This is a genomic window from Tissierella pigra (genome assembly GCF_018917845.1).
Taxonomy (GTDB): domain Bacteria; phylum Bacillota; class Clostridia; order Tissierellales; family Tissierellaceae; genus Tissierella; species Tissierella pigra.
This window is the reverse complement of sequence record NZ_JAHLPJ010000001.1, coordinates 3,122,542-3,145,242: the sequence shown is the minus strand read 5'-3', so window position 1 is coordinate 3,145,242 and position 22,701 is coordinate 3,122,542. Positions and strand designations below refer to the sequence as shown.

Genomic DNA, 22,701 nt, shown 5'->3' with positions numbered 1-22,701 from the left:
TTAACATATTCTTTTTATAAGGGTAGAAATGGTATTCTTAAGATGGCACATAGTACAACTATGAAAATAATTTAAACAATAAATTTATGCATTATTAGAAATCTTTCTAATACATAGTTAGATAAACATTGACTCGTATTAGAATATATTATATACTATAAATATAAAATTAACATACTTAATAACAAAAAGGAGGCTTCACAGATGAAAAGCAAGAAGTTTTTAGCATTATCACTAGCACTAGTGTTAATATTACTTACTGTAGCAGGCTGTGGAAAAAAAGACAATGGAGAAGTTACGCCACCAACAGATAATAATGGTGGAAAAACAGATGAGGCGGCAACTATTGATAAGGAACAATATTTAAATCTTTATTTAGTTGCTGAACCAAGTACCTTAGATGCTTCTAAAGGTTCAGATATGTATTCAAATAGAGTACTTAATAATGTATTAGAACCACTTACTAGATTAGAAGAAGATGAGAATCAAAATAACTTCCTAGCACCAGCAGGAGCAGAAAGTTGGGAGCATAGTGAAGATGGTACTGTATGGACATTTAAAATTAGAGAAAATACATGGTCAGATGGAGTTAAAGTAAGAGCTCAAGACTATGAATATGGTATAAAAAGATCAATAGATCAAGACACAGCATCACCTTATGCGTGGATTTTGATGCCAATTAAAAATGCGTCAAAAGTAAATAGTGGAGAGCTTACTGTTGATGAACTTGGAGTAAAATCTTTAGATGATAATACTCTTGAAATAACTTTAGAGTCAGCAACTCCATATTTTGAGCAATTAACTTATCAAAGAGTAATGTTCCCTCAAAGACAAGATATAGTTGAGGCACAAGGAGATAAATATGGTTCAGAACCTGATACTTTAGTATATAATGGACCATTTACTTTAACATCTTGGGTTCATAATAGTGAAATAGTTTTAACTAAAAATGATAATTATTGGGACAAAGATACTGTTAAATTACAAAATATAAATCTGAAAATTATTTCAGACCAAAATGCTATTTATAACTCCTTAGCAAATGGTTCATTTGATTCAGCAACTGTTAATAAGGGAGAATGGAAAGAAAAGTTCATGAAGGATGAGAATTTAAATCATATAGAAATAGTTAATCCAAGTATTAACTTCATGTTCTTTAATACTCAAGATAAGGTATTTAAAAATGCCAATATAAGAAAAGCTTTTACAATAGCTTTAAACAGAGAAGAATTAGCTGATACTGTATTCTATGGAGTACCTGCTCCAGCTTATGGTTGGGTACCACCAAGTATAAATATAGGTGATGATGAATATAGACAAGTTGCAGAGTCACCAATTAAGAAATTAGCTGATGAAAACAAAGACCCTAAAGCACTTTTAATTAAGGGGTTAGAAGAATTAGGAATGGATACAGACCCATCTAAATTAACAGTAAAGATTTCCTTAGGTGGAACAGATCAATGGTTTAGAACATATGGAGAATATTTACAACAAACTTATATTAAAACATTGGGAATTAATTTTGAAGTTGAACAAATGGAATGGCCAGTATTTGATGGTAATGTAAAAAAAGGAGATTTCCAAATTGGTTATATGGCATGGGGAGCAGATTTCAATGACCCAATTAATATGTTAAACCTATTTAAATCAGATGCACCAGCTATAGGTACGGGATGGGTAAATGAAAGATTTGATGAACTTATAACTTTAGCTTCTTCAGAGATGGATAGTGCTAAACGTTTAGAGTACTTTAAAGAAGCAGAAAATATATTATTATATGAAGATGCAGCAGTAGCTCCAGTAGTATATCCAAGAGAACATGTATTTAGATATAAATATGTTCATGACTTAGGAGTTACTCCATTTGGTACTCAAGGATATAAATATAGCTATACTGAAGGTAGATAATTAAATGTATATAGCAGTTTATAGATATATCTATAAACTGCTATATTTCTAAATAAGCTAAGGAGGAACGTTATGGGAAAGTATATAATGAAAAGAATTGGATATATGCTTCTTACTTTATGGATAGTTGTAACTATCACTTTTTTCTTGATGCACAGTATACCAGGTGACCCCTTGGCACATATGGCCAAGAATTTACCGGAACAGATAAAACAAAACTATTATCAAAAATATGGTTTAGATCAGCCCGTTATAGTACAATATGGAAAGTTTATGAAAAATTTAGTTACAAAGGGTGATTTAGGAGAGTCCCTAAGATACCCAGGTAGATCAGTTACAGAAACTGTACTAACAAATGCAAAAGTATCAGGTAGATTAGGTTTTCAAGCAATAGCCATAGGTATTACCATAGGTATTACTCTTGGAGTAATAGCTGCTTTAAATAGAAATAGATGGCCAGATTATTTAGTTATGTTTATAGCCATTCTAGGTATTACAGTACCAGTATTTATTATTGCTGCACTTTTACAATATACATTATCCGTTAAGTTTGAGCTTTTACCAACTACTGGTTGGGGTAAATTTAAGCATACGGTTCTTCCTACCATAGCAATGTGCTTTGGTTCCATAGCTACCTATGGAAGATATATGCGTTCAAACGTGTTAGAAGTAATAAATCAAGACTATGTTCTTACAGCTCAGGCAAAAGGTGTTAGTCCATTTAATGTCGTGAGAAAACATGTTCTTAGGAACGCAATACTTCCTGCTATTACTATACTTGGACCACAAATTGCAGGAATATTTACAGGTTCTTTCGTTATTGAAAGGATATTTGGTATTCCGGGATTAGGTTCATATTATATTACTTCCATTAATGATAGGGATTATACTATGATTATTGGAACTACAGTTTTCTATGCAGCATTATTTGTAATAGCTCAATTGTTAGTAGACTTACTTTATGGTGTTGCAGACCCTAGAATTAGAGTTTCAAAAAATAGCAAATAGGAGGTCCAAAATGGAAGGCATTTCAAAAGATAAATTTAGAAAAATTGGTATAGATCCATCATCAAATGAAGCCATGGCACGTCCTAGAGTTGGCTATTGGCAGGATGCTTGGAGAAGACTTAGAAGTAACAAGGTTGCAATGTTAGCCATTGTAATACTTTTAACCATATGTATAATGACTGTAATAGGACCACATATAAATGGTTTCAAATATGAGGAAGTAGATTCATCAAAGATTAACCTAAAGCCAAATAGTGAGCACTGGTTTGGTACAGATGAATTAGGACGTGATGTTTTCTCTAGAGTATGGCAAGCAGGTAGGACATCTATGATAATAGGTATAGTAGGTGCACTTATTTCTACAATAGTAGGAAGTATTTATGGTGCCTTTGCTGCATATTTCGGGGGAAAAGTAGACAATATTATGATGAGAATAGTTGAGGTTTTAACTTCTATTCCCTATTTAATAATAGTTATTATAATTTCAATAGTTACAGAATCAAGAGATATAGGAACTTTACTTTTAACTTTGACTTTAACTGGTTGGTGCGGTATGGCAAGACTTGTTAGAGGACAGATGCTACAAATAAAACAACAGGAATATATTATGGCAGCAGAAGCATTAGGAGTTAGTCCTTGGAAAATAATCACAAAACATTTAATTCCAAACTCTTTAGGTATAGTTATAGTATCTATTACTTTTGATATTCCAGGGTATATCTTTGCTGAGTCATTCCTATCCTATCTTGGACTTGGACCTCAGCCACCAGCAACTTCATGGGGTGCTTTAGCATCAGCTGCACAGCAGAACTTTATATTTTATCCTCATCAATTGTTTTTCCCAGCCCTTATGATTGCTTTAACCATGTTGTCATTTACACTACTAGGTGATGGACTTAGAGATGCTCTAGATCCTAAACTAAGACAATAGGAGGAAGAAAATGGAAAAAGTACTAGAAATTAAAGACTTAAATATATCATTTCATACCTATGCAGGAGAAGTTAAAGCTGTTAGAGGTATTAGCTTTGATGTCAAAAAGGGAGAAACATTGGCCATTGTTGGAGAATCTGGATGTGGAAAAACTGTTACAGCAAAGGCTATTCTAAGATTATTGAAGACTCCACCAGCAGAGATAAAAGAAGGGTCTAAGATTTTATTTGATGGTGAAAATGTTGTGGAAATGGATAAAAAGAGACTGCTTTCCTATAGAGGAGAAGATGTAGCTATGATATTCCAAGACCCTATGACATCTTTAAACCCTACTATGACAGTAGGTAAGCAAATAATGGAGACTTTGCAAATTCACAAAAAAATTACTAAAAAAGAAGCAGAAGCAGAGGCAATTAAGCTTCTTAAACTAGTAAATATACCAAATGCAGAAGAAAGAATAAAGCAATATCCACATGAATTATCAGGTGGAATGAGACAGAGGGTTATGATAGCCATTGCCCTATCTTGTAATCCAAGGGTATTAATTGCAGATGAGCCCACTACTGCCCTTGATGTAACTATTCAAGCACAGATTATGGATTTATTAAAGGAATTAAAGGATAAATTTGGCACTGCTATTATTCTTGTAACCCATGACCTTGGAGTTGTTGCAAACTTTGCAGATAGAATTCAGGTTATGTATGCGGGAAATATTGTAGAAACTGGAACAAAGGAAGAGATATTCTATAACAGTCAACATCCATATACTTGGGCATTACTTAACTCTGTGCCAAGTGTAGATACAAAGAGTAAGGAAGAGCTCTATTCCTTAGGAGGTACACCGCCAGATTTAATTCTTCCATTACCAGGTTGTCCATTTGCTTCAAGATGTGAACATGCAATGGAAATATGTAAGGAAATAAGACCAGAAGAAACTAGTCTTTCAGATACACATAAAGTAAATTGCTGGCTACAGCATCCAGATGCTCCTAAAGTAGACAGAGTAAGGAACTTAGGAGGTGGAAAAAATGAGTAAGGACAACTTAATAGAAATAGTAAATTTAAAGAAATACTTCCAGGTAGGAAGAAATGCAACTTTGAAGGCTGTAGATAATGTAAGCTTTAATATAAAAAAAGGGGAAACTTTAGGTTTAGTTGGTGAATCTGGATGTGGAAAGACTACTTGTGGTAGAACGATTTTAGGTATTTATCCAGCTACATCAGGACAAGTTTTATTTAATGGAAAAGATGTTCATAAAATGAATAGAGCAGAAAAACTTGAATTTAAGAAAAATGCTCAGATTATATTCCAAGACCCATATGCTTCCCTAGATCCTAGAATGACCATAGGTGATATTATAGGTGAAGGTATGGATGTTCACTTAAATTTAAGTTCTAAGGAAAGACAAGAAAAAATACACGATTTACTGAAGAAAGTAGGATTAAATCCTGAACATGGTTCAAGATTCCCCCATGAACTATCAGGAGGACAAAGACAAAGAATAGGTATAGCAAGGGCTTTAGCAGTAGAACCACAATTTATTATGTGTGATGAGCCTATTTCTGCCCTTGACGTATCTATTCAAGCTCAAATAGTAAATCTTCTTATAAAATTACAAAGGGAAATGGGTTTAACTTATCTTTTTATATCCCATGACCTTTCCATGGTAAAACATATATCAGACAGAGTAGGGGTAATGTATTTAGGTTCCATGGCAGAATTAGCAAGTAATGAAGCCTTATATGACAATCCATTACATCCATATACAAAGGCACTAATATCAGCTATACCAGTGGCAGATCCTAGTGCAGAGGAAACAAGAAATAGGATAAAACTAGAAGGAGAAGTTCCATCCCCTATTAATCCACCACCTGGATGTAAATTTGTTAAAAGATGTGCATATGCAAAGGATATATGTCACAAAGAAACCCCAAAATTAAAAGAAGTAGAAAAGGATCATTTTGTTGCCTGTCACTTATATTAGAAAGGGGGAATTTGATGTTAAATAAATCAATAATTCAAGATATATTTTTTGAAGCGTTATCAAGTGGCGGTGATTTCTGTGAGGTTTTTATGGAAGATAATTTTTCCACAGAAATTGCCACACTTGGCGGTAATATTGAAAGAGGAATGAGTGGAAGGGACTTTGGTATAGGCATTAGAGTTTTTAAAGGACTAAGCTCCGTATATGGATATACTAATGATTTATCTCATGAAAACCTTATAAATATTACTAGAAGAATAACAAAATCCTTTAAAGGTAATAAAAGAGATATTGTATTTAACTTTGATAAAAATGTAAGTCCAGTAAATCATCCTTATGTAAATCTACCATCTACAGTAGATTTATCTAAGAAAGTAGAATTTACTAAAAGAGCATATAGAGCTGGAATGGATTATGATGAGAAAATAGTTCAAATGACAGTAAACTACTTAGACCAAGAGCAGAATGTTCTTATAGCCAATACAGAAGGTGTCTATGTAGAAGATAAAAGAGTAAGAACTAGAATGTTAATCATAGCTGCTGCTGAACATAATGGACAAATAGAAACTGGATATATAGGACCTGGAGCTTTAATGGGTACTGAGTTTTATGAAAAGATAAATATAGAAGATTATGCAAGGGAAGCTGCTAGAAATGCTAAGACCATGGCAATGGCTGACTATTGTCCTGCTGGAAATATGCCAGTTGTTGTAGATAATGGCTTTGGTGGTCTTATGATTCATGAGGCTTGTGGTCATAGTTTAGAAGCTTCTTCTGTAGCTAAAGGTCTATCAGTTTTTTCAAATAGAATAGGAGAGAAAATTGCATCAGATGTGGTTACTTTAGTAGATGATGGTTCCATAGTTAACTCTTGGGGTTCCCTTGGAGTAGACGATGAAGGTATGAGAACTCAAAAAAATGTCCTAATTGAAAATGGTATCCTTAAGGGATATATGATAGATAAATTAAATGCTAGACGAATGAATACATCTCCTACTGCTTCAGGTAGAAGGCAAAACTATAGATTTGCTCCAACATCTCGTATGTCTAATACTTATATAGATAATGGAACAAGTACAAAGGAAGAAATAATAGGAAATACAGAAAAAGGTTTATTTGCTAAATATATTTCAGCAGGTTCTGTAAATCCAGCTACTGGAGACTTTAACTTCTCTCTATCAGAAGCATATTTAATTGAAAATGGTAAAATAACTAAGCCAGTTAAAGGTGCAACTCTAATAGGAAACGGAACTAAATTCCTTCAAGATATAGATATGGTAGGAAATAATCTTTCCATTGGACAAGGTTATTGCTATGCTGCATCAGGTGCATTATTCATAGGAGCAGGACAACCTACCCTTAGAGTTAAGAATATGACTGTTGGGGGGAGAGAATAATGAATCTAATAAATCTATTGTTTGAAAAAGGTAAGGAATATAATATAGAAGAAATGGAAGTCTATATAAATAAAAATTCCTCAGTAGATTTTAACATATATGAAGGAGAATTGGAAAAATATATAGTTGCAGAAGAAACAGGATTATCTCTAAGAGGAATTTATAATGGGAAAATGGGCTATTCCTATACGGAAAAGTTATGGGAAGAAAGCTTAGATGAGTTAATAAAAAACTTAATTCAGTATGCTGAAAATAATCATAGTGAAACAGTAGAAAAGATAGCTTCACTAGCAGGAGAAAAGAGTGAGTTTATTCCGAGGAAAAACCTACTTAACAAATATACTGAAGAAGAGAAAATAAACTATTTACTAGACCTAGAAAAAAGAGCATATGGTGTAGATAAAAGAGTGAAAACCATAAGTGGGTGTAGCTATAGTGAGTCAACCAATTCTGTATATATTAGAAACACTAAGGGATTAGAACTTGAAAGTAGTCATACCATAGGCACAATAAATCTTGGTGCTGTTGCAGAAGAAGGAAAAAATATGCAAACAGGATACTCCCATATTGTATTTAATGATCTTAAAGAAGAATATAAGGATATATTAATTAAAGATAGTGTGGGAGATGCTTTGAGTATGCTAGGTTCAGATCAGGCAGAATCCTCAAATTATAATATAATTCTTAGAAACAATGTGGCAGCAGATATGTTTAGTAACTTCCTTCCAATATTTTTTGGCAACACAGTACAAAAAGGTCTATCTTTAATGAAGGGTAAAATAGATACAGAAGTAGCAGTAGAGTCCTTTAGTATAGTAGAAGATCCATTAATGGACAATGGAAAATATTATAGAACTTTTGATGATGAAGGTACTTTAACTGGTGAAAAATATATAATAGAAAATGGAGTTCTTAAGACTTTCCTTTATAGCAACAAAACTGCTGAAAAGCATGGAGTTTCCTCTACTGGAAATGGCTTTAGAAATTCCCATAAGTCTTCTATTGATACTATGAGTACAAATATGTATATTAAAGAAGGAAATAAAACTCTAGAAGATATGGTTAAAGAAATGGAAAACGGTATAATAATTACAGATATTGACGGACTACATGCAGGAATCAATCCTACATCTGGAAACTTTTCATTATTATCTAAGGGATTATTAGTAGAAGATGGAGAAATAACAAGACCAATTTCTCAAATAACCATGGCGGGAAATTTATATGAAATGTTGAAAAACATTAAGATTATTGGAAATGACACTAAATTTTCTCACCCAAGTTCAAATTATTTTGGTTCACCTTCAATTTATGTGGGTAAACTAACTATAGCAGGAAAGTAAAATTTCTATATAATTCTATATACAGCATTGAATCACAAAAAACGAGTGAAGATTAATCTTCACTCGTTTTTTATAAAAACTCAAGCTCCATTAGCATTAATCTTATTAAGCATTCATATAATTTTGATGCTTGTATGGGCATTTTAGGAGGGTAAATAAATGAAAGTATTGATTACAGGATTTGATCCCTTTGGAGGAGAAAAGATAAATCCTGCCTATGAGGCAATAAAAGGTTTAGAAGATAATATTGGTGGGGCAGAAATTATAAAAAAAGAAATACCTACTGTCTTTAAGAAATCCATAGTGGAATTAGAAAAGACAATAGAGGAAGAAAAGCCAGATATAGTTATATGTGTTGGTCAAGCTGGTGGAAGACATGATATTACCTTAGAAAGAGTTGCTATAAATATAGATGATGCAAGAATACCAGATAATGAAGGAAATCAACCTATAGATGAGAAAGTGTTTGAAGATGGTGAAAACGCATATTTTGCATCTGTACCTATTAAAGCTATGACTCAGGAAATAAGAGAAGGAGAAGTACCTGCTAGTATTTCCAATACTGCTGGAACTTTTGTATGTAACCATATTATGTATGGATTATTATATTTAATTGATAAGAAGTTTCCTAATTTAAGGGGAGGATTTATTCATGTACCTTTTCTACCAGAGCAAGTTTTAGATAAAGGAAATGTTCCTAGTATGAGTACAGAAAATATTACAAAGGCTTTAAGACTAGCTATTGAAGGGGCATTAAAATATAAAGAAGATATAAAAGTACAGGAAGGAAAAACTCATTAATAAAATAATCAGGGCTAGCCCTGATTATTTTATTTTAGGTATTTCTCAAACCAATTAGTTATTTCTTCTAACCTTCTAATTCTATGTTTTGGCTTTCCAGATCTGCTTAGTTCGTGGTTTTCTCCTTTAAACATACAAAGCCTTGAATCTACTCCATGATATTTTAGAGAAGTAAACATTTGTAGTCCTTCAGGTAACCAACAACGATAATCCTCATTTGAATGTATAAATAAAGTAGGAGTAACTACCTTATCAGCATATTTCATAGGAGAGTGGAACCATAACTTTTCTGGATCATCCCAAGGCGTAGTAGCATTTTGGTCTGTTGCAAAATAATATCCAATATCTGTTGTACCAAAGAAGGAAAACCAATTTGATATACTTCTTTGAGATGCAGCTGCTCTAAATCTGTCAGTATGACCTATTATCCAGTTAGTCATAAAACCACCATAGGAGCCTCCAGTGACACCAACTTTTTCTCTATCTATGAAAGCATATCTTTCAAGGATTAAATCTGTAAATCTCATTATATCATCATAGTCTATAGTACCATATTTACCTCTTATATCAGAGAACTCATTGCCTTTACCATCACTTCCCCTTGGATTACAGAAAAATACTGCATATCCTTCGTTTGTCCAGTACTGCATTTCATGATAGAATACTTCACCATAAACAGTTTTAGGTCCGCCATGGATATTTAGTATAGCGGGGTAAGTTTTTCCTTCCTCAAAGTCTACTGGTTTCATTATCCAACCATCAATAGACGTTCCATCACTTTCAAAGCTTAAATGTTCTGGTTTAGATATTTTTTTATTTGTCATTACCCATTCATTAAAAGAAGTTAATCTAGTTTCTATTTTGTTTTCTAAACTATAGAGTTCTTGTAATCTAATGCCTCTAAGTCCTATGAACTTTATATTTCCATTTTGCACATCAAATCCATCTATGGAGCCTTTATTATCTATTAGTTTTTCTATATTTCCATTTTCATCTATTCTATTAATATAGGAACTATCTCCTTCAGTGGTGATGAAATATAAATAATCTCTGTCTACCTTTATGGATGTGCTACCACCGTATCTGCAATCAGAACCAACAGAGTTCCAAAGTCCATAGTCAAACTCATCTTTAGTTATTTTATGAGCATTTCCTCCATCTAAATCCATCACATAGAAATGAGGATTTTCATTTATACCATAGGACTTCATATCCTTTCCAGCGAAGATTATTTTGTCCCCTAAAAAATCACCATAGGTGTAGTTAAATATTTCTTCATGACTAAGTTTATTTAGTAAATTTGTCTCTATATTATATAGATACAAGTCATTATTTTTTGGATATTTATCTGTATAAGATGAGGATACTATGACTATTTTAGTCTTGTCCTTATTTAACTTGACACTACTTATATCAGTAAATTCATCTGTAATTGGAGTAGTCTTTTTATCCTTTAGATTATATAAATAAAGTCTAGTTCTTTGTTTATTTGTAACTCCTATTCCATTTCCCCAAAAAGGTATTTCGTCAAATACTTCATAGTCCTTATCTTCTTCTATTTTCTTTAGGGCATTTTCTTTGTCTTCTCCTGATAATTCTTTGATATTAGGCTTATTATGGTTAAAGTTAGCTGTAACTAAGAGATTATCTCCATCTATAAACTCTATGGAATTTACATTAAGGGGAATTTCAAAAGCCTTAGTAGCTTCTCCACCATTTAAATTGATTTCATAATATACAGTGAAGTCTTCCTTTTTTTCTTTTCGTTCTTTATCTTTTTTACATCTCATGGCAGGAAAGAGAATAGTATTATCATCTTTCCATATAAATGACCTTTCTTCATCTAAGGAGGTCAATTTAAATTCCTTATTTGTTTCTTCATTATAAATATGGATATTAGATAGATACTTGTTTTCATCTACATCCATTTCATGCAGTACAAAACCAGTATACTTACTATTTGGTGAAATTCTAATACCTGATAAAAACTTATACTTAGTAAAATCATCTAATTTTAAATATTCCATCATATCCCTCCAATAAATTATTTAGTGTATCTAAACTTATTATATACCATTTAATTTAAAATTTGAAATATTTTTTAATTTATGGAAGATTTAAAGTATATAATGAATTATATAGGAAAAATTTAATTATAAAAACAATTTTGAGTCTTTTAGTCTATGTTATATATGGATAATTTTTGGTATAATTAAAATAAAAAGCCATACTGATTGGAGAGATTAATATGACAAAGCTTACTTTAGAATATATAGTCAATAAAGTTGACGATATGAAAGCCTTGCCTGAAATTATAAATAAAGTAATAGAACTAACTGATGATCCAGATTCTAATGTTCATGATATGGAGAAGGTAATATTACAAGATCAGGTGTTGACTACCAAGATTCTTCGTCTTGCTAACTCTGCTTATTATGGATATGCAAGAAAGATCTCTACTGTATCTCAAGCAACTGTTTTATTAGGATTTCAAGCCATAAAAGGTATAGCTCTTGCTTCCACAGTAAGGACATATCTAATGGATGAGCTAAAAGGATATTCTTTAGATAAAAATGAACTATGGTCACAATCTCAAACCTGTGCCATAATATCAAGATTTATTGCTAAAAGTATAAAATATTCTAATCCAGAAGAGGCTTATATTGCAGGACTCCTTAGAGACATCGGAAAGACTATATTAAATCAACATATGGAGAAGGAATATATGGAAGTATTGTCAAAAATAGAAGAGGGCAATATGTCTTTTTTAAATGCTGAAAAGGAAGTTTTAGGTTTTGGACATACAGAAATAGGTGAAAAGATAGCTGAAAAATGGGATTTCCCTAAGGATTTAGTAGAGGCTATAGGTTATCACCATACTCCAGAATTAGCAAATATAAATCCACTTTTAGTTTCAATAGTTCATATTGCTGATGCTATTACTATGATGATGGGAATAGGTCTTGGACTTGATGGATTATCTTATAACTTATCTTCTATAGCAATAGATAATTTAAACTTAGATGAAACACAATTTCAAACAATTATATCTCAAGTAACTGATTTAGTAAAAGATGAGGAGAGTTTTTTAGTGACATAAAAAAAGCAGATAATTTTATCTGCTTTTTTTGAATGTTTCTAAATTTATTATACTACACTCATGTTTTTTATTATTTCGTATTTCTAGGAAATTTAATATTATTTTTCCAAGGGATGTTAGCTTTATCTCATAATTTGGATAAAGGTTGCATTTTATAATCCCTAAAAATTGTAGATACATATGATATTCAAAGAAGAACCCAGGATAGTTTGAGAAAGCTCCTAGTATATTGCTTATTTCATAATTGATGTTTTCCTTTAATGAGCATAAGGATTTAATTAAATTTTTCTTTATATTTTCTAAAGATGATGAATTTTTTATATCTGAAACTTGAGATATAAAATTATTGTTCCAAATGTATTGGAAGAATAAAGTATATTTATCTTCGTCTCTTAATCTTAAATAATTAGAACCTTTGTTAGATACAAATAGTTTGTTTCCATCAATAGACATTAGTCCTAGATTAATGGAAAAATTATAAAACATATGGATTAAAGGAAAATCTTGTTGATTAGGTGAAGATTTATCAGTATAAGTACCTAATTCTAATATTTGATTTATTTCCATAAGATTTTTCCTTTTAATGTATTTGTATCTTTCTGTCAATTCCAAAGGCTTGTCTAACATATAGAGAATAAATTTATCATAGTCCATTACAAGAGATATGGAGTCTTCATTTAGAAAATCTGATAAAACATTAGATAATTCCCTATCTATTACAAAGGGAGATTTAACCATTTTCAATTTATCTATGAAATCAAATCTAGTTTCACTAATATCTAGTAGTTCCTTATATACTTCTTTATAGTCTATATTTTTATTACTTAGAAATTTCAAATAGTTTTTAAATGTAGATATATAGGAATTCAAATCTTCTTGAGACATTATAAATCCATCATCTATGGCTTCCTCGAAAAAAATCTTAAAGTCTATTTGATCTAAATCATATAAGGTCAAATCTTCATCGGCTAAGTAATATTCAAAGAAATCTATTAGGTTTGCAACATATTTCTTTATCATATTTTTAGATGTCTTTAAGCCTAAGTAAGATTCAAATTCATCTATTTCATCATATAGAATAGATAAAATATCTTCGTCCATTTCCATTGCCTTAAATATACAATTTGTATATATTCTATATAGATTTACACTATGTTTTTTAAGATATTTCTGCATAGTAAGATTTTTAGAACTTAGTCTTATCCTATTAAAGTCAATAAGTACTTCCTCTAAAAATATAGATTTTATAGAGGAAGGTAAGAAACTAATATCGCCTATGAAAGTAATATGACCTAAAAGATTTCCAACTCTGGCTAAGGCAAAGTCACCAATAGATATATTGGATACAAGATCTGGTTCCCATATATTATATATCTTATTTTCAAATAAATCAGCTACTTCAATGAATTCCCCATTAGTATCAAGGATCTCAAATAGAGATATATTAGATTTATTTCTTTCATATAAAACTTCTTTTTCTTGCTGTGTTAATTTGTTAGACTTTTCCTTTAAAAACTTTTCAATAAAAGTTTTACCATCTTTGCCTATGAAATCTATACTTATCCATACATTAAATGCTATACTATGTTTTTGTTCTCCAAAATCGGGATAGAAAAACTCTAGTGTATCTAATATAGTTTCATCTTGTATTTCTTCCGATATATAATTTAACAACTTTTTAGTTGCAGACATATCAATTTTTTGTATTTGTTTATAATTAAACTCCGTCATAACTCCCCCCGCTAATTTGCTTACAATAATTCTTTGTCAAAGTATATTATATACTATTAGGATAATAATTGCACAGGAAAAATTATAAATTTGATTTTTGAATTCTGAATTCAAGTAAAAATAAAAAAGGGGCTGTCGCACTAAATAATTAGTGCGCAGCCCTTTTTATGTAAAAAAATAAATCATCTACTCCGAAAAGTAAGGGATTTAGGTAAAATATTAGTATGCGAAAACCAAATATCTTACATGAAAATTATACAGTTAATCAAAGTTTTTATCAATTAAAACTTCCATTAAATATTGATTGTATAATCCCGGATAATGATTATATGCGTTTGCTAAGTCAATTTGTAGAGGAGATGGATTTAAGAGATTTGTATATGACTTATTCCCGCATTCGGGGAAATCAGGCAACGCCACTACAAATGCTTAAGATTGTACTTTACTCTTACATGAATCATATTTATTCATCAAGGGGCATGGAAACTGCATGTAGTCGTGATATCAATTTCATGTACCTTCGTGAAGACTCCCCAGTACCAGATCATGCAACATTTGAGAGATTTAGAAGTATTCACTTTGCCCCATGTGCTAATAAATACACTTTTGTTTGGAAAAAGGCAGTAACAAAGAATCAAGCTAAACTTTTGCTTAAGCTAGCTGATTTTATTGCAGAGTGCAAAGAGTTGTATGGTATCCGTCTTGTATATCAAAACCAGGTAAAAATAAAGAATGTTAAAAAGCTACGAAAAATGCTTTATGCAATTAAAAGCGAAGAAAACATTGAATTTGTCCATGGTATTGGTAAAAGAAAAACCCCATTATAGCGCTCTATCGAAAAATTAGAGGATTATCTCAGCAAGCTAAAGGAATATACCCAAAAAGATATATATTTGTGGAAAGCGAAATAGTTATTCAAAAACTGATAAAGATGCAACATTTATGCGGATAAAAGAAGATGCAATGGGAAACGGACAATTGAAGGTAGCATATAATATTCAGCACGGTGTAGATTCCGAATACATCACATGGCTTACTGTAGGACCTCAACCAACGGATACTACAACTATCATTCCGTTTTCAAAAGGTATGGAGAATAATTTTAAATTTAAATATGAAAAGATAGTAGCCGATGCAGGATATGAAAGCGAAGAGAATTATACATATATTGAAAGCAATAATCAGTTAGCATTCATAAAGCCAGCAAACTACAAAATATCTAAAACAAGAAAATATAAAAATGATATCAGTCGTATAGAAAATATGGAATATAACAAAGATGAGGACCATTATATATGCAAAAATAACAGGAAACTTACTGTAAGCAATATAAAAACATCAAAAAGTAAAACTGGATATAAAAGTGAGAAAACCGTCTATACATGTGAAGATTGCAGTGACTGTACATATAAAAGTAGCTACATAAAAGGTAAGAACTGGAAGATACCCATGGCAGAAAGAATTAAGAATCTAGAAACATCAAAACTGTTTAATAGGCAGAGAAAAGATGATCTTGAGAGAATTTTAAGCAAAGAGGGCTGTGAACTAAGAATGAATCGAAGTATTCAAGTAGAGGGCTCCTTTGGAGAATGGAAACAGGATATGGGCTTTAGAAGATTTTTATGTAGGGGAAAACAGAATGTCCTTGCGAAAAGTATTCTTTTAGCAATGGCACATAATGTAAATAAGCTGCATAATAAAATACAGTCAGGAAGAACTGGCACACATCTTTTTCCATTAAAAGAAGTTGCATAGCTAAAAGCATAAAAAATTATGTTTCAAAAGTCTTAGTTACTAAGGCTTATTTAAGTATGTTCATTTTTAGGTGATTAACTAATTTTATTATAAATACACTGATAAAACATAAGAAAAAAGGGCTACACACTAGCATTTATCTTATGCTAGTGCGACAGCCCCGTTTTTATCATTATATTTTAATATTATTATTTTGTCAATAATATTATTCCTAATTAAGTAAGTATTCTTACTTTTTCGATTCTATTTTTATCTACATTCTCTATTATAAACTTAATATTTTCATATTCAATAGTTTCATATTCTTCAGGAAAACGGTCAAGAATTCCAATTATAAAACCACCTATGGAGTCAAAGTCTTCAGACTCTATACTAGTTCCTATCATTTCATTAAGAAGGTCAAGTTTTGTGCTTCCATCTACTAAATATTCGTCTTCGCGAATTACTTCTATCTCTTCATGTTCCTCATCATATTCATCTTTAATTTCTCCAACAATTTCCTCAACTAAGTCCTCTGTAGTTACCATGCCAGCAGTACCACCATATTCATCTAAAATAATAGCCACAGGAATACGTTTTAACCTCATATCATCAAATAGTTCCGCTGTAGACTTAAATTCATGAGTAAAGTATGCAGGTCTAATTATATCTCTTAAGTTAAAATTATCTTTATGATCTAAATAAAGTATAAGTTCTTTTACGTGCATTATACCAATTATATCATCTATATCTTCTTCATATACTGGAATTCTAGAGAAGTTTTCTTCCTTTAAAAATTCTAATAATTCCTCATAGGTTGAATTGACATTTACTACAGCCATATTAGTTCGTGGAGTCATTACATCTTTGGCTTGAGAGTCGCCGAACTCAAAAACATTATAAATCATTTGTCTTTCGTCTCCTTCTAATACTCCTTCTTCAAGACTGACATTTACTATGGTTTTTAATTCTTCTTCTGTAATTAAAGGCTGATTAGAATTTGTAGTACCACCTAATAATTTAACTAAACCATTGGTTATAAAAGTTAAAACAGTAATAAGAGGCATAAGAACTATGGTAATTAAATTTATAGGTTTAGCAACTTTTACAGATGTACTTTCTGAGTTTTGAGCTGCTAAGGACTTTGGTGTCACTTCTCCAAAAATAAGTATAGATATAGTCATAACAATAGTGGATATTAGCGGTCCCTTTGAGCCATAAATATCCACGGCTATAGAGGTAGCCAATGCTGATGCTCCAATATTTGCTATATTATTACCTATTAGAATAGCACCTAGTAATCTATTTGGATTATCTACAAGCTTATTGATTAATTTTGCATTTTTTTCATTATCTTCAACCATTTTTCGTAGCCTTATTTTACTTAAAGAAATAAGGGCAGTTTCAGATGCAGAGAAAAAGGCAGAAAACCCAACAAGAATAAATAAAACTATAATCTGTCCAACCAAATCACCAGACAATACCATCACACTCCAAATTATTATTAATAAATAATATAGTAGATATATTATTCCCTAATTATACTTTATCTACTATTTTAATATTTAAGTATAATATTAAAGGTTTTATATATAAAAATCAAGAAATAAAACATTAATATATTAAAATTATACAATATTTGGTAAAATGGTATTATAATCATTAAGGGGGGAAAATTATGTTAAAGTTTAAGGATTTTAAATATGAAAGACCAGACTTAAGTGAGATTACAGATAAGTTTAATGAACTTTTACAAAAGTTTAATGAATCAAAGACTTTTGAACAACAAAATCAGATAATGAAAGAGATCAATAAGGTAAGGAACTATGTAGATACTATGGCAACTTTAGTAAGTATTAGGCATTCCATAGATACGGAAGATGAGTTTTATGTAAAGGAAAATGATTTTATAGACGAAAACAGGCCAAAATTTGAAAACTTAGTTTCCAAATTTTACAAGGAACTGATTAACTCTAAATTTAGAAAAGAATTAGAGGAATATTGGGGAAAACAAGTATTTACTTTGGCAGAACTTCAACTGCAAACATTTTCTGAAGATATAATAGAGGATCTTGTGAAAGAAAATAAATTGGTAACAGAATATGGTAAGCTAATAGCTTCTGCTAAACTTTCCTTTGAAGGAGAAATAAGAAACTTAAGTCAAATGAAGCCTTTCCTAGAATCTAAGGATAGAGATATGAGAAAGAAGGCATCAGAAACTACAACAGAGTTTTTCAAATCCAATGAAGCTGAATTTGATAGGATTTATGATGAACTAGTTAAAGTAAGAGATAAAATGGCCAAGACTTTAGGATTTGTAGATTATGTGGAAATGGGATATAAAAAATTAGGTAGGTCCGATTATAATGCAGCTATGGTTAGTAGTTATAGAAGGCAAGTATATGAAGAATTAGTTCCAGTGGTGGCAGAATTAAAGGATAGACAAAGAAAAAGACTAGATCTTAAAGAAATGAAATACTACGATGAACCATTGGAGTATACAACAGGAAATGCAACACCAAAGGGAGATCCAAATTGGATTATAGAAAATGGAAAGAAAATGTATAAGGAACTATCTCCTGAAACAGATGAATTCTTTACATTTATGTTGGATAGAGAACTATTAGATTTAGTTAGTAAGAAGGGGAAAATGGCTGGTGGATATTGTACTATTATACCAGACTACAAATCTCCATTTATATTTTCAAATTTCAATGGTACATCTGGAGATATAGATGTATTAACTCATGAAGCAGGTCATGCTTTTCAAGTTTATATGAGTATGGGATTTGGACTGCCTGAATACGGATTTCCTACATTAGAGGCTTGTGAAATTCACTCTATGAGTATGGAATTTATCACATGGCCATGGATGGAACTTTTCTTTCAAGATGAAGTGGATAAGTATAAATTTAGTCATTTATCAGGAGCAGTTACATTTATACCATATGGAGTAACAGTAGATGAGTTCCAACATTATGTATATCAAAATCCCACAGCAACACCAGATGAAAGAAAGGCAAAGTGGAGAGATATAGAGAAGAAGTACCTTCCATTTAGAGACTATGCAGGTAACGATTTTCTAGATAAAGGAGGATATTGGTTTAGGCAAGGACATATATTCAGTAGTCCCTTTTATTATATAGACTATACATTAGCTCAAGTATGTGCATTCCAATTTTGGATAAAAACTAGAGAAGATAGAGAAAAGGCTTGGGGAGATTATCTAAGACTTTGTAAAGCAGGTGGAAGTATGCCTTTTTTAGAATTAGTAGAATTAGCTAATTTAGAAAATCCTTTTAAAAATGGAACAATTAAAAAAGTTGTAGGACCAATTAAAGATTGGTTAGACAGCGTAGACGATAGTAATTTTTAATATAACCTAATAACTCCGATTTTTGATTTTAACATCAAAAATCGGAGTTATTTTTGCTATATTCATTAAAGGAAAGGATTTTGTTAGCCGATATATTAAGTAGAAGAGGACAGAAGGGGGAGAAAGGTAATGCAAATATCCAACGTATCAACAGGTCAAAGAACTACTCAAGTACAGAACAGTATGTCAATAAATGGTAGCCCAGATGCTACAGAAAGAAAGAGGAATCCTGAAGAATTTGTTCAAAGAGGAAACAAAAGTATTTCGGAAGAAGAGGTAATAGGTTTAATAGAAAAGGCAAACAAAGATTTCATAATCTATGATAGAAGATTTGAATTTTCAATACATGAAAAGACTAAGCAGATAATGGTTAAAGTAATAGATGTAACAACAGATGAAGTAATTAGAGAACTTCCGCCTGAGAAGATATTAGATATTGTAGCTTCTATGTGGGAGGTTGCTGGGATTATAGTGGATAAGAAAATATAGGGGTGATTTTAATGAGTTTAAGAATACCGGGATTAGCATCAGGTATGGATACGGATATGATGGTTGAAAGTATGATGAAAGCAGAGAGACTAAAGGTCAGCAGATATGAACAATCTAAGCAAGTATCCTTGTGGAGACAAGAGGCATATAATAGTATGAACAAGATGTTTGCTAACTTTATATTAAATACTAAAAAGGACTTGGGTCTAAACAAAACGACTAGTACAGGACTAGTATTGGGAAGTTCTTATAATAATTTGGATTACATTAGAAAAGCTGTATCATCTAATGAAAATGTGGCTACTGTAAGGGCTGGTAAGGATGCTGTCAATGGAAGTTATAGTATTAAGGTGGATAAGTTAGCTAATGGAGCTAGTTTTACTAGTGCTGATATGAAGGATAAAGAAACCTTTGAAGATGATACGAAATTTAGCATAACTACTACTATAAATGGTAAAGACGTAGTTAAAGAAATAGAAATAAAAAAAGGAGAGTCAATGTCAGATGTAGCTAAAAAGATAAGTTCTGCGAAGGTGACAATTGATGATAAAGAAGTAGATTTAGGTGTTACGGCTTTTTATGATAAGGATAATGGAAGATTGTTTATGCAAACCACAGCAACGGGTTTGGGCACGAAGATTGAATTGAAGGAAGTAGATGAGGGTTCAAGTAAAGATTTTGTTGAGGCATTAAATGGAGTAGGATTGGATGCTAATGACCCAAAAAGAGGGCATAAAACTGAAGGTACAGATGCTCAAATTGAATACAACGGAATAAAGTTAAATTATTCTTCCAACAACATTAATTTCAACGGCATAAACATCGAGCTTAAAGCTACAAGTACAGATTCAATAACTATGAAAGTAGATACTAATGTAGATGGTATATTTGACAAAATTACAAAGCTTATAGATGATTATAATGAACTTGTGGATAAAGCAGGTGGTGCCATAGGCGAAAAAAGATACTCAAACTATCAGCCTTTATCTCAAGATGAGAAAAAAGCAATGCACGAAGATGATGTAAAACTATGGACAGAAAAAGCAAAATCAGGTATGCTAAATAGAGACGAAAACCTTACTAGAATTCTTCAAAACATAAGAACAGATTTGTATAAGACTTTAGATAATCCAGATGGCAGTTTTAATCATATTACACAAATAGGTATAAGCACTGAAAAGTATGCTAAAGGTTCAGTTGGTGGTAAGCTTCAAATAGATGAACAAAAACTTAGAGAAGCAATTATGGAAGATCCAGAAGGAGTAATGGAGTTGCTATTTAAGGAAGCATCATCTCTTCCAGATAAACCAAGTATTAGAACGAAGCCTGTTCAAGAAGAAGGAGTATCAGATGAAGAATTTGCTAAGGATATGGATAAATATAAAGAGGAATTAGAAGCATACAATAAAGAATTACGTGAATATGAAAAAGCGAATAAAAAACATTTGAAGGAGAACAATGGTATATTCACTAACATTTATGATAATTTAATAGATGGAATGAAATCCATTATAGATAAATCAGGTACGGGAGAAGAGGCTGATCTATTTAGAAATGTAAAATCAAATATGTTAATAGATTTTGTAACTACAAAGTCAAGTATATCAGACTTAGATAAAGAAGTGCTTGAGATGAATAAAAGAATAGATAATTTAAATATTTTACTTGCAAGAAAAGAACAATCATATTATGCTAAATTTGCAAATATGGAAAAAATGTTGGCTCAAATGAATAGTCAAAGTAGTTGGATAGGACAGCAGTTAATGAGATAAATAAGGGGAGAAAATAATGGCATATGAGGCATTAAATAAGTACAAACAAAATAGTATAATGACAGCTACTCCAGAAGAACTTACTCTCATGCTATATGATGGTGCAATTAAATTTATGAATATTGGGAAATATAGTATAGAAAACAAGGATTTAGAAAAGGCGCATACTTCACTAATAAGGGCACAGGATATAATACTAGAGTTAAACTACTCCTTAGATATGAATCAAGAAATATCCAAAGAATTAAGGGAACTATATGAATTTGTTTTATCAAAGCTAGTAGATGGAAATATACAAAAAGATACTAAAGCCATAGATGAAGCACTTAATATAGTAAATGAAATGAGAGATACATGGAAAGAAGTTGTAAAACAGATAAAACAAAAAGTTTATCAATCTAAGTAGGTGTAAAAATGACATTTGATAATGTAAAAAAAATGATAGAACTTTCAGAAGAAAAGAAGTCTCTTTTAAATGAAATTTTAGAAATTACAAAGTTTCAGCAGGACTTAATCAAAAATGAACAAATGGAAGAATTAAATCAATCGCTTTTAGAAAAAGAAAAATTAATAGATAAAATTAATATTATAGATAGAGACTTTTTAAAATTCTATGATCAAGTAAAAGTACAAGAACACATAGATAGCTTAGATAAAATTGATATACAAAAATATTCCAATATAAAAGCCTTAAAAGAAATTGTCTCAGAAATAAATACTATATTGAATAATATATCAATTATAGACAAAAACAATACAATAAAAATGAAATCCAATGTAGATAAAATTAAATCAGACTTAAAACAAGTAAAAGAAGCAAAAAGAGCATATAAAGGATATAACTATGAAAATGTAGAAAGTATTCTTATGGATGAAAAAAAATAGAAAGGTTGCCTTTCTATTTTTTTATATATTTATCCACTACTTGTCCATAATATATCCACAGATAAAAAATGGATAAACTTAAATTATAGACAGTTTTGCACAGGTTTATACACATTATCCACAGAAAAACCTATGTTAATTGTTGATTATTAATCTCAAACTGTTAATTATTTATATATATTGTGGATAAGTTTGATTAATTTAAAATTATTTAATATTTTGTTATTATATTAAATTTCAG

19 protein-coding genes are annotated in these 22,701 nt (G+C 30.9%); 16 read left to right on the top strand and 3 right to left on the bottom strand.

Translation table 11 applies throughout. The features are described 5' to 3' along the window. The first annotated feature begins 204 nt into the window (after positions 1–204). The 8 genes from KQI41_RS15475 (at position 205) to pcp (ending at position 9,373) form a co-directional block, all read left to right on the top strand. The gene (locus KQI41_RS15475) at positions 205–1,908 is read left to right on the top strand and encodes a peptide ABC transporter substrate-binding protein (RefSeq protein WP_216585619.1); all 1,704 of its coding nucleotides are present in this window, start codon (positions 205–207) and stop codon (positions 1,906–1,908) included. A gap of 72 nt (positions 1,909–1,980) precedes the next feature. Next, positions 1,981–2,916 carry an ABC transporter permease gene (locus tag KQI41_RS15470; protein WP_154438326.1) on the top strand — a complete coding sequence of 312 codons (936 nt, stop codon included), beginning with the start codon at positions 1,981–1,983 and terminating at the stop codon, positions 2,914–2,916. A gap of 10 nt (positions 2,917–2,926) precedes the next feature. Beyond that, positions 2,927–3,847: an ABC transporter permease gene (locus KQI41_RS15465; RefSeq protein WP_154438324.1), complete on the top strand. Its 921-nt coding sequence runs from the start codon at positions 2,927–2,929 to the stop codon at positions 3,845–3,847. Positions 3,848–3,857: 10 nt separating this feature from the next. Then, positions 3,858–4,883 carry an ABC transporter ATP-binding protein gene (locus KQI41_RS15460; RefSeq protein ID WP_154438322.1) on the top strand — a complete coding sequence of 342 codons (1,026 nt, stop codon included), beginning with the start codon at positions 3,858–3,860 and terminating at the stop codon, positions 4,881–4,883. Further along, a complete protein-coding gene (locus KQI41_RS15455) occupies positions 4,876–5,832 on the top strand; it encodes an ABC transporter ATP-binding protein (protein ID WP_154438320.1) in 957 nt (318 codons plus the stop codon). Before KQI41_RS15460 ends, KQI41_RS15455 begins: the two co-directional genes overlap by 8 nt. A 14-nt stretch (positions 5,833–5,846) precedes the next feature. After that, the gene (locus KQI41_RS15450) at positions 5,847–7,229 is read left to right on the top strand and encodes a TldD/PmbA family protein (protein WP_216585618.1); all 1,383 of its coding nucleotides are present in this window, start codon (positions 5,847–5,849) and stop codon (positions 7,227–7,229) included. After that, positions 7,229–8,572: a TldD/PmbA family protein gene (locus KQI41_RS15445; RefSeq protein WP_216585617.1), complete on the top strand. Its 1,344-nt coding sequence runs from the start codon at positions 7,229–7,231 to the stop codon at positions 8,570–8,572. Before KQI41_RS15450 ends, KQI41_RS15445 begins: the two co-directional genes overlap by 1 nt. Before the next feature lie 159 nt (positions 8,573–8,731). After that, positions 8,732–9,373, top strand: a complete 642-nt coding sequence (gene pcp, locus KQI41_RS15440; RefSeq protein ID WP_216585616.1) for a pyroglutamyl-peptidase I — start codon at positions 8,732–8,734, stop codon at positions 9,371–9,373. A 29-nt stretch (positions 9,374–9,402) separates the two neighbouring features. Here pcp and KQI41_RS15435 read toward each other — a convergent pair whose 3' ends face one another. Then, complete coding sequence (locus tag KQI41_RS15435; RefSeq protein ID WP_154441747.1) at positions 9,403–11,400, bottom strand: S9 family peptidase; 1,998 nt, start codon at positions 11,398–11,400, stop codon at positions 9,403–9,405. Between the two features lie 221 nt (positions 11,401–11,621). Between KQI41_RS15435 and KQI41_RS15430 the strand changes: the two genes are divergently transcribed. Beyond that, complete coding sequence (locus KQI41_RS15430; protein WP_216585615.1) at positions 11,622–12,473, top strand: HDOD domain-containing protein; 852 nt, start codon at positions 11,622–11,624, stop codon at positions 12,471–12,473. 15 nt (positions 12,474–12,488) lie between these two features. On the opposite strand, the gene KQI41_RS15425 is transcribed toward KQI41_RS15430, so the two are convergent. Continuing rightward, the gene (locus tag KQI41_RS15425) at positions 12,489–14,204 is read right to left on the bottom strand and encodes a hypothetical protein (protein WP_216585614.1); all 1,716 of its coding nucleotides are present in this window, start codon (positions 14,202–14,204) and stop codon (positions 12,489–12,491) included. A 224-nt stretch (positions 14,205–14,428) separates the two neighbouring features. Between KQI41_RS15425 and KQI41_RS15420 the strand changes: the two genes are divergently transcribed. Then, a complete protein-coding gene (locus tag KQI41_RS15420; RefSeq protein WP_216585613.1) occupies positions 14,429–15,031 on the top strand; it encodes a transposase in 603 nt (200 codons plus the stop codon). Between the two features lie 46 nt (positions 15,032–15,077). Continuing rightward, the gene (locus tag KQI41_RS15415; RefSeq protein WP_342366215.1) at positions 15,078–15,959 is read left to right on the top strand and encodes a transposase; all 882 of its coding nucleotides are present in this window, start codon (positions 15,078–15,080) and stop codon (positions 15,957–15,959) included. A gap of 215 nt (positions 15,960–16,174) precedes the next feature. Here the strand turns inward: KQI41_RS15415 and KQI41_RS15410 are convergent, their stop codons facing one another. Beyond that, on the bottom strand, positions 16,175–17,419 hold the full coding sequence (locus KQI41_RS15410; protein ID WP_216585611.1) for a hemolysin family protein: 1,245 nt from the start codon (positions 17,417–17,419) through the stop codon (positions 16,175–16,177). Between the two features lie 197 nt (positions 17,420–17,616). On the opposite strand from KQI41_RS15410, the gene KQI41_RS15405 reads away from it, so the two are divergent. The 5 genes from KQI41_RS15405 to KQI41_RS15385 all read left to right on the top strand — a co-directional run bounded on the left by KQI41_RS15405 (position 17,617) and on the right by KQI41_RS15385 (position 22,460). Further along, the gene (locus tag KQI41_RS15405; RefSeq protein ID WP_154441763.1) at positions 17,617–19,314 is read left to right on the top strand and encodes a M3 family oligoendopeptidase; all 1,698 of its coding nucleotides are present in this window, start codon (positions 17,617–17,619) and stop codon (positions 19,312–19,314) included. A gap of 129 nt (positions 19,315–19,443) precedes the next feature. Continuing rightward, positions 19,444–19,803, top strand: coding sequence for a flagellar protein FlaG (locus KQI41_RS15400; protein ID WP_154441765.1), 360 nt, complete (start codon positions 19,444–19,446; stop codon positions 19,801–19,803). Between the two features lie 11 nt (positions 19,804–19,814). Continuing rightward, complete coding sequence (fliD, locus tag KQI41_RS15395; RefSeq protein WP_216585610.1) at positions 19,815–21,575, top strand: flagellar filament capping protein FliD; 1,761 nt, start codon at positions 19,815–19,817, stop codon at positions 21,573–21,575. A 16-nt stretch (positions 21,576–21,591) separates the two neighbouring features. Next, a complete protein-coding gene (gene fliS, locus KQI41_RS15390; RefSeq protein ID WP_154441769.1) occupies positions 21,592–21,981 on the top strand; it encodes a flagellar export chaperone FliS in 390 nt (129 codons plus the stop codon). An 8-nt stretch (positions 21,982–21,989) separates the two neighbouring features. Then, on the top strand, positions 21,990–22,460 hold the full coding sequence (locus KQI41_RS15385; protein WP_154441771.1) for a flagellar protein FlgN: 471 nt from the start codon (positions 21,990–21,992) through the stop codon (positions 22,458–22,460). Positions 22,461–22,701: the final 241 nt, after the last annotated feature.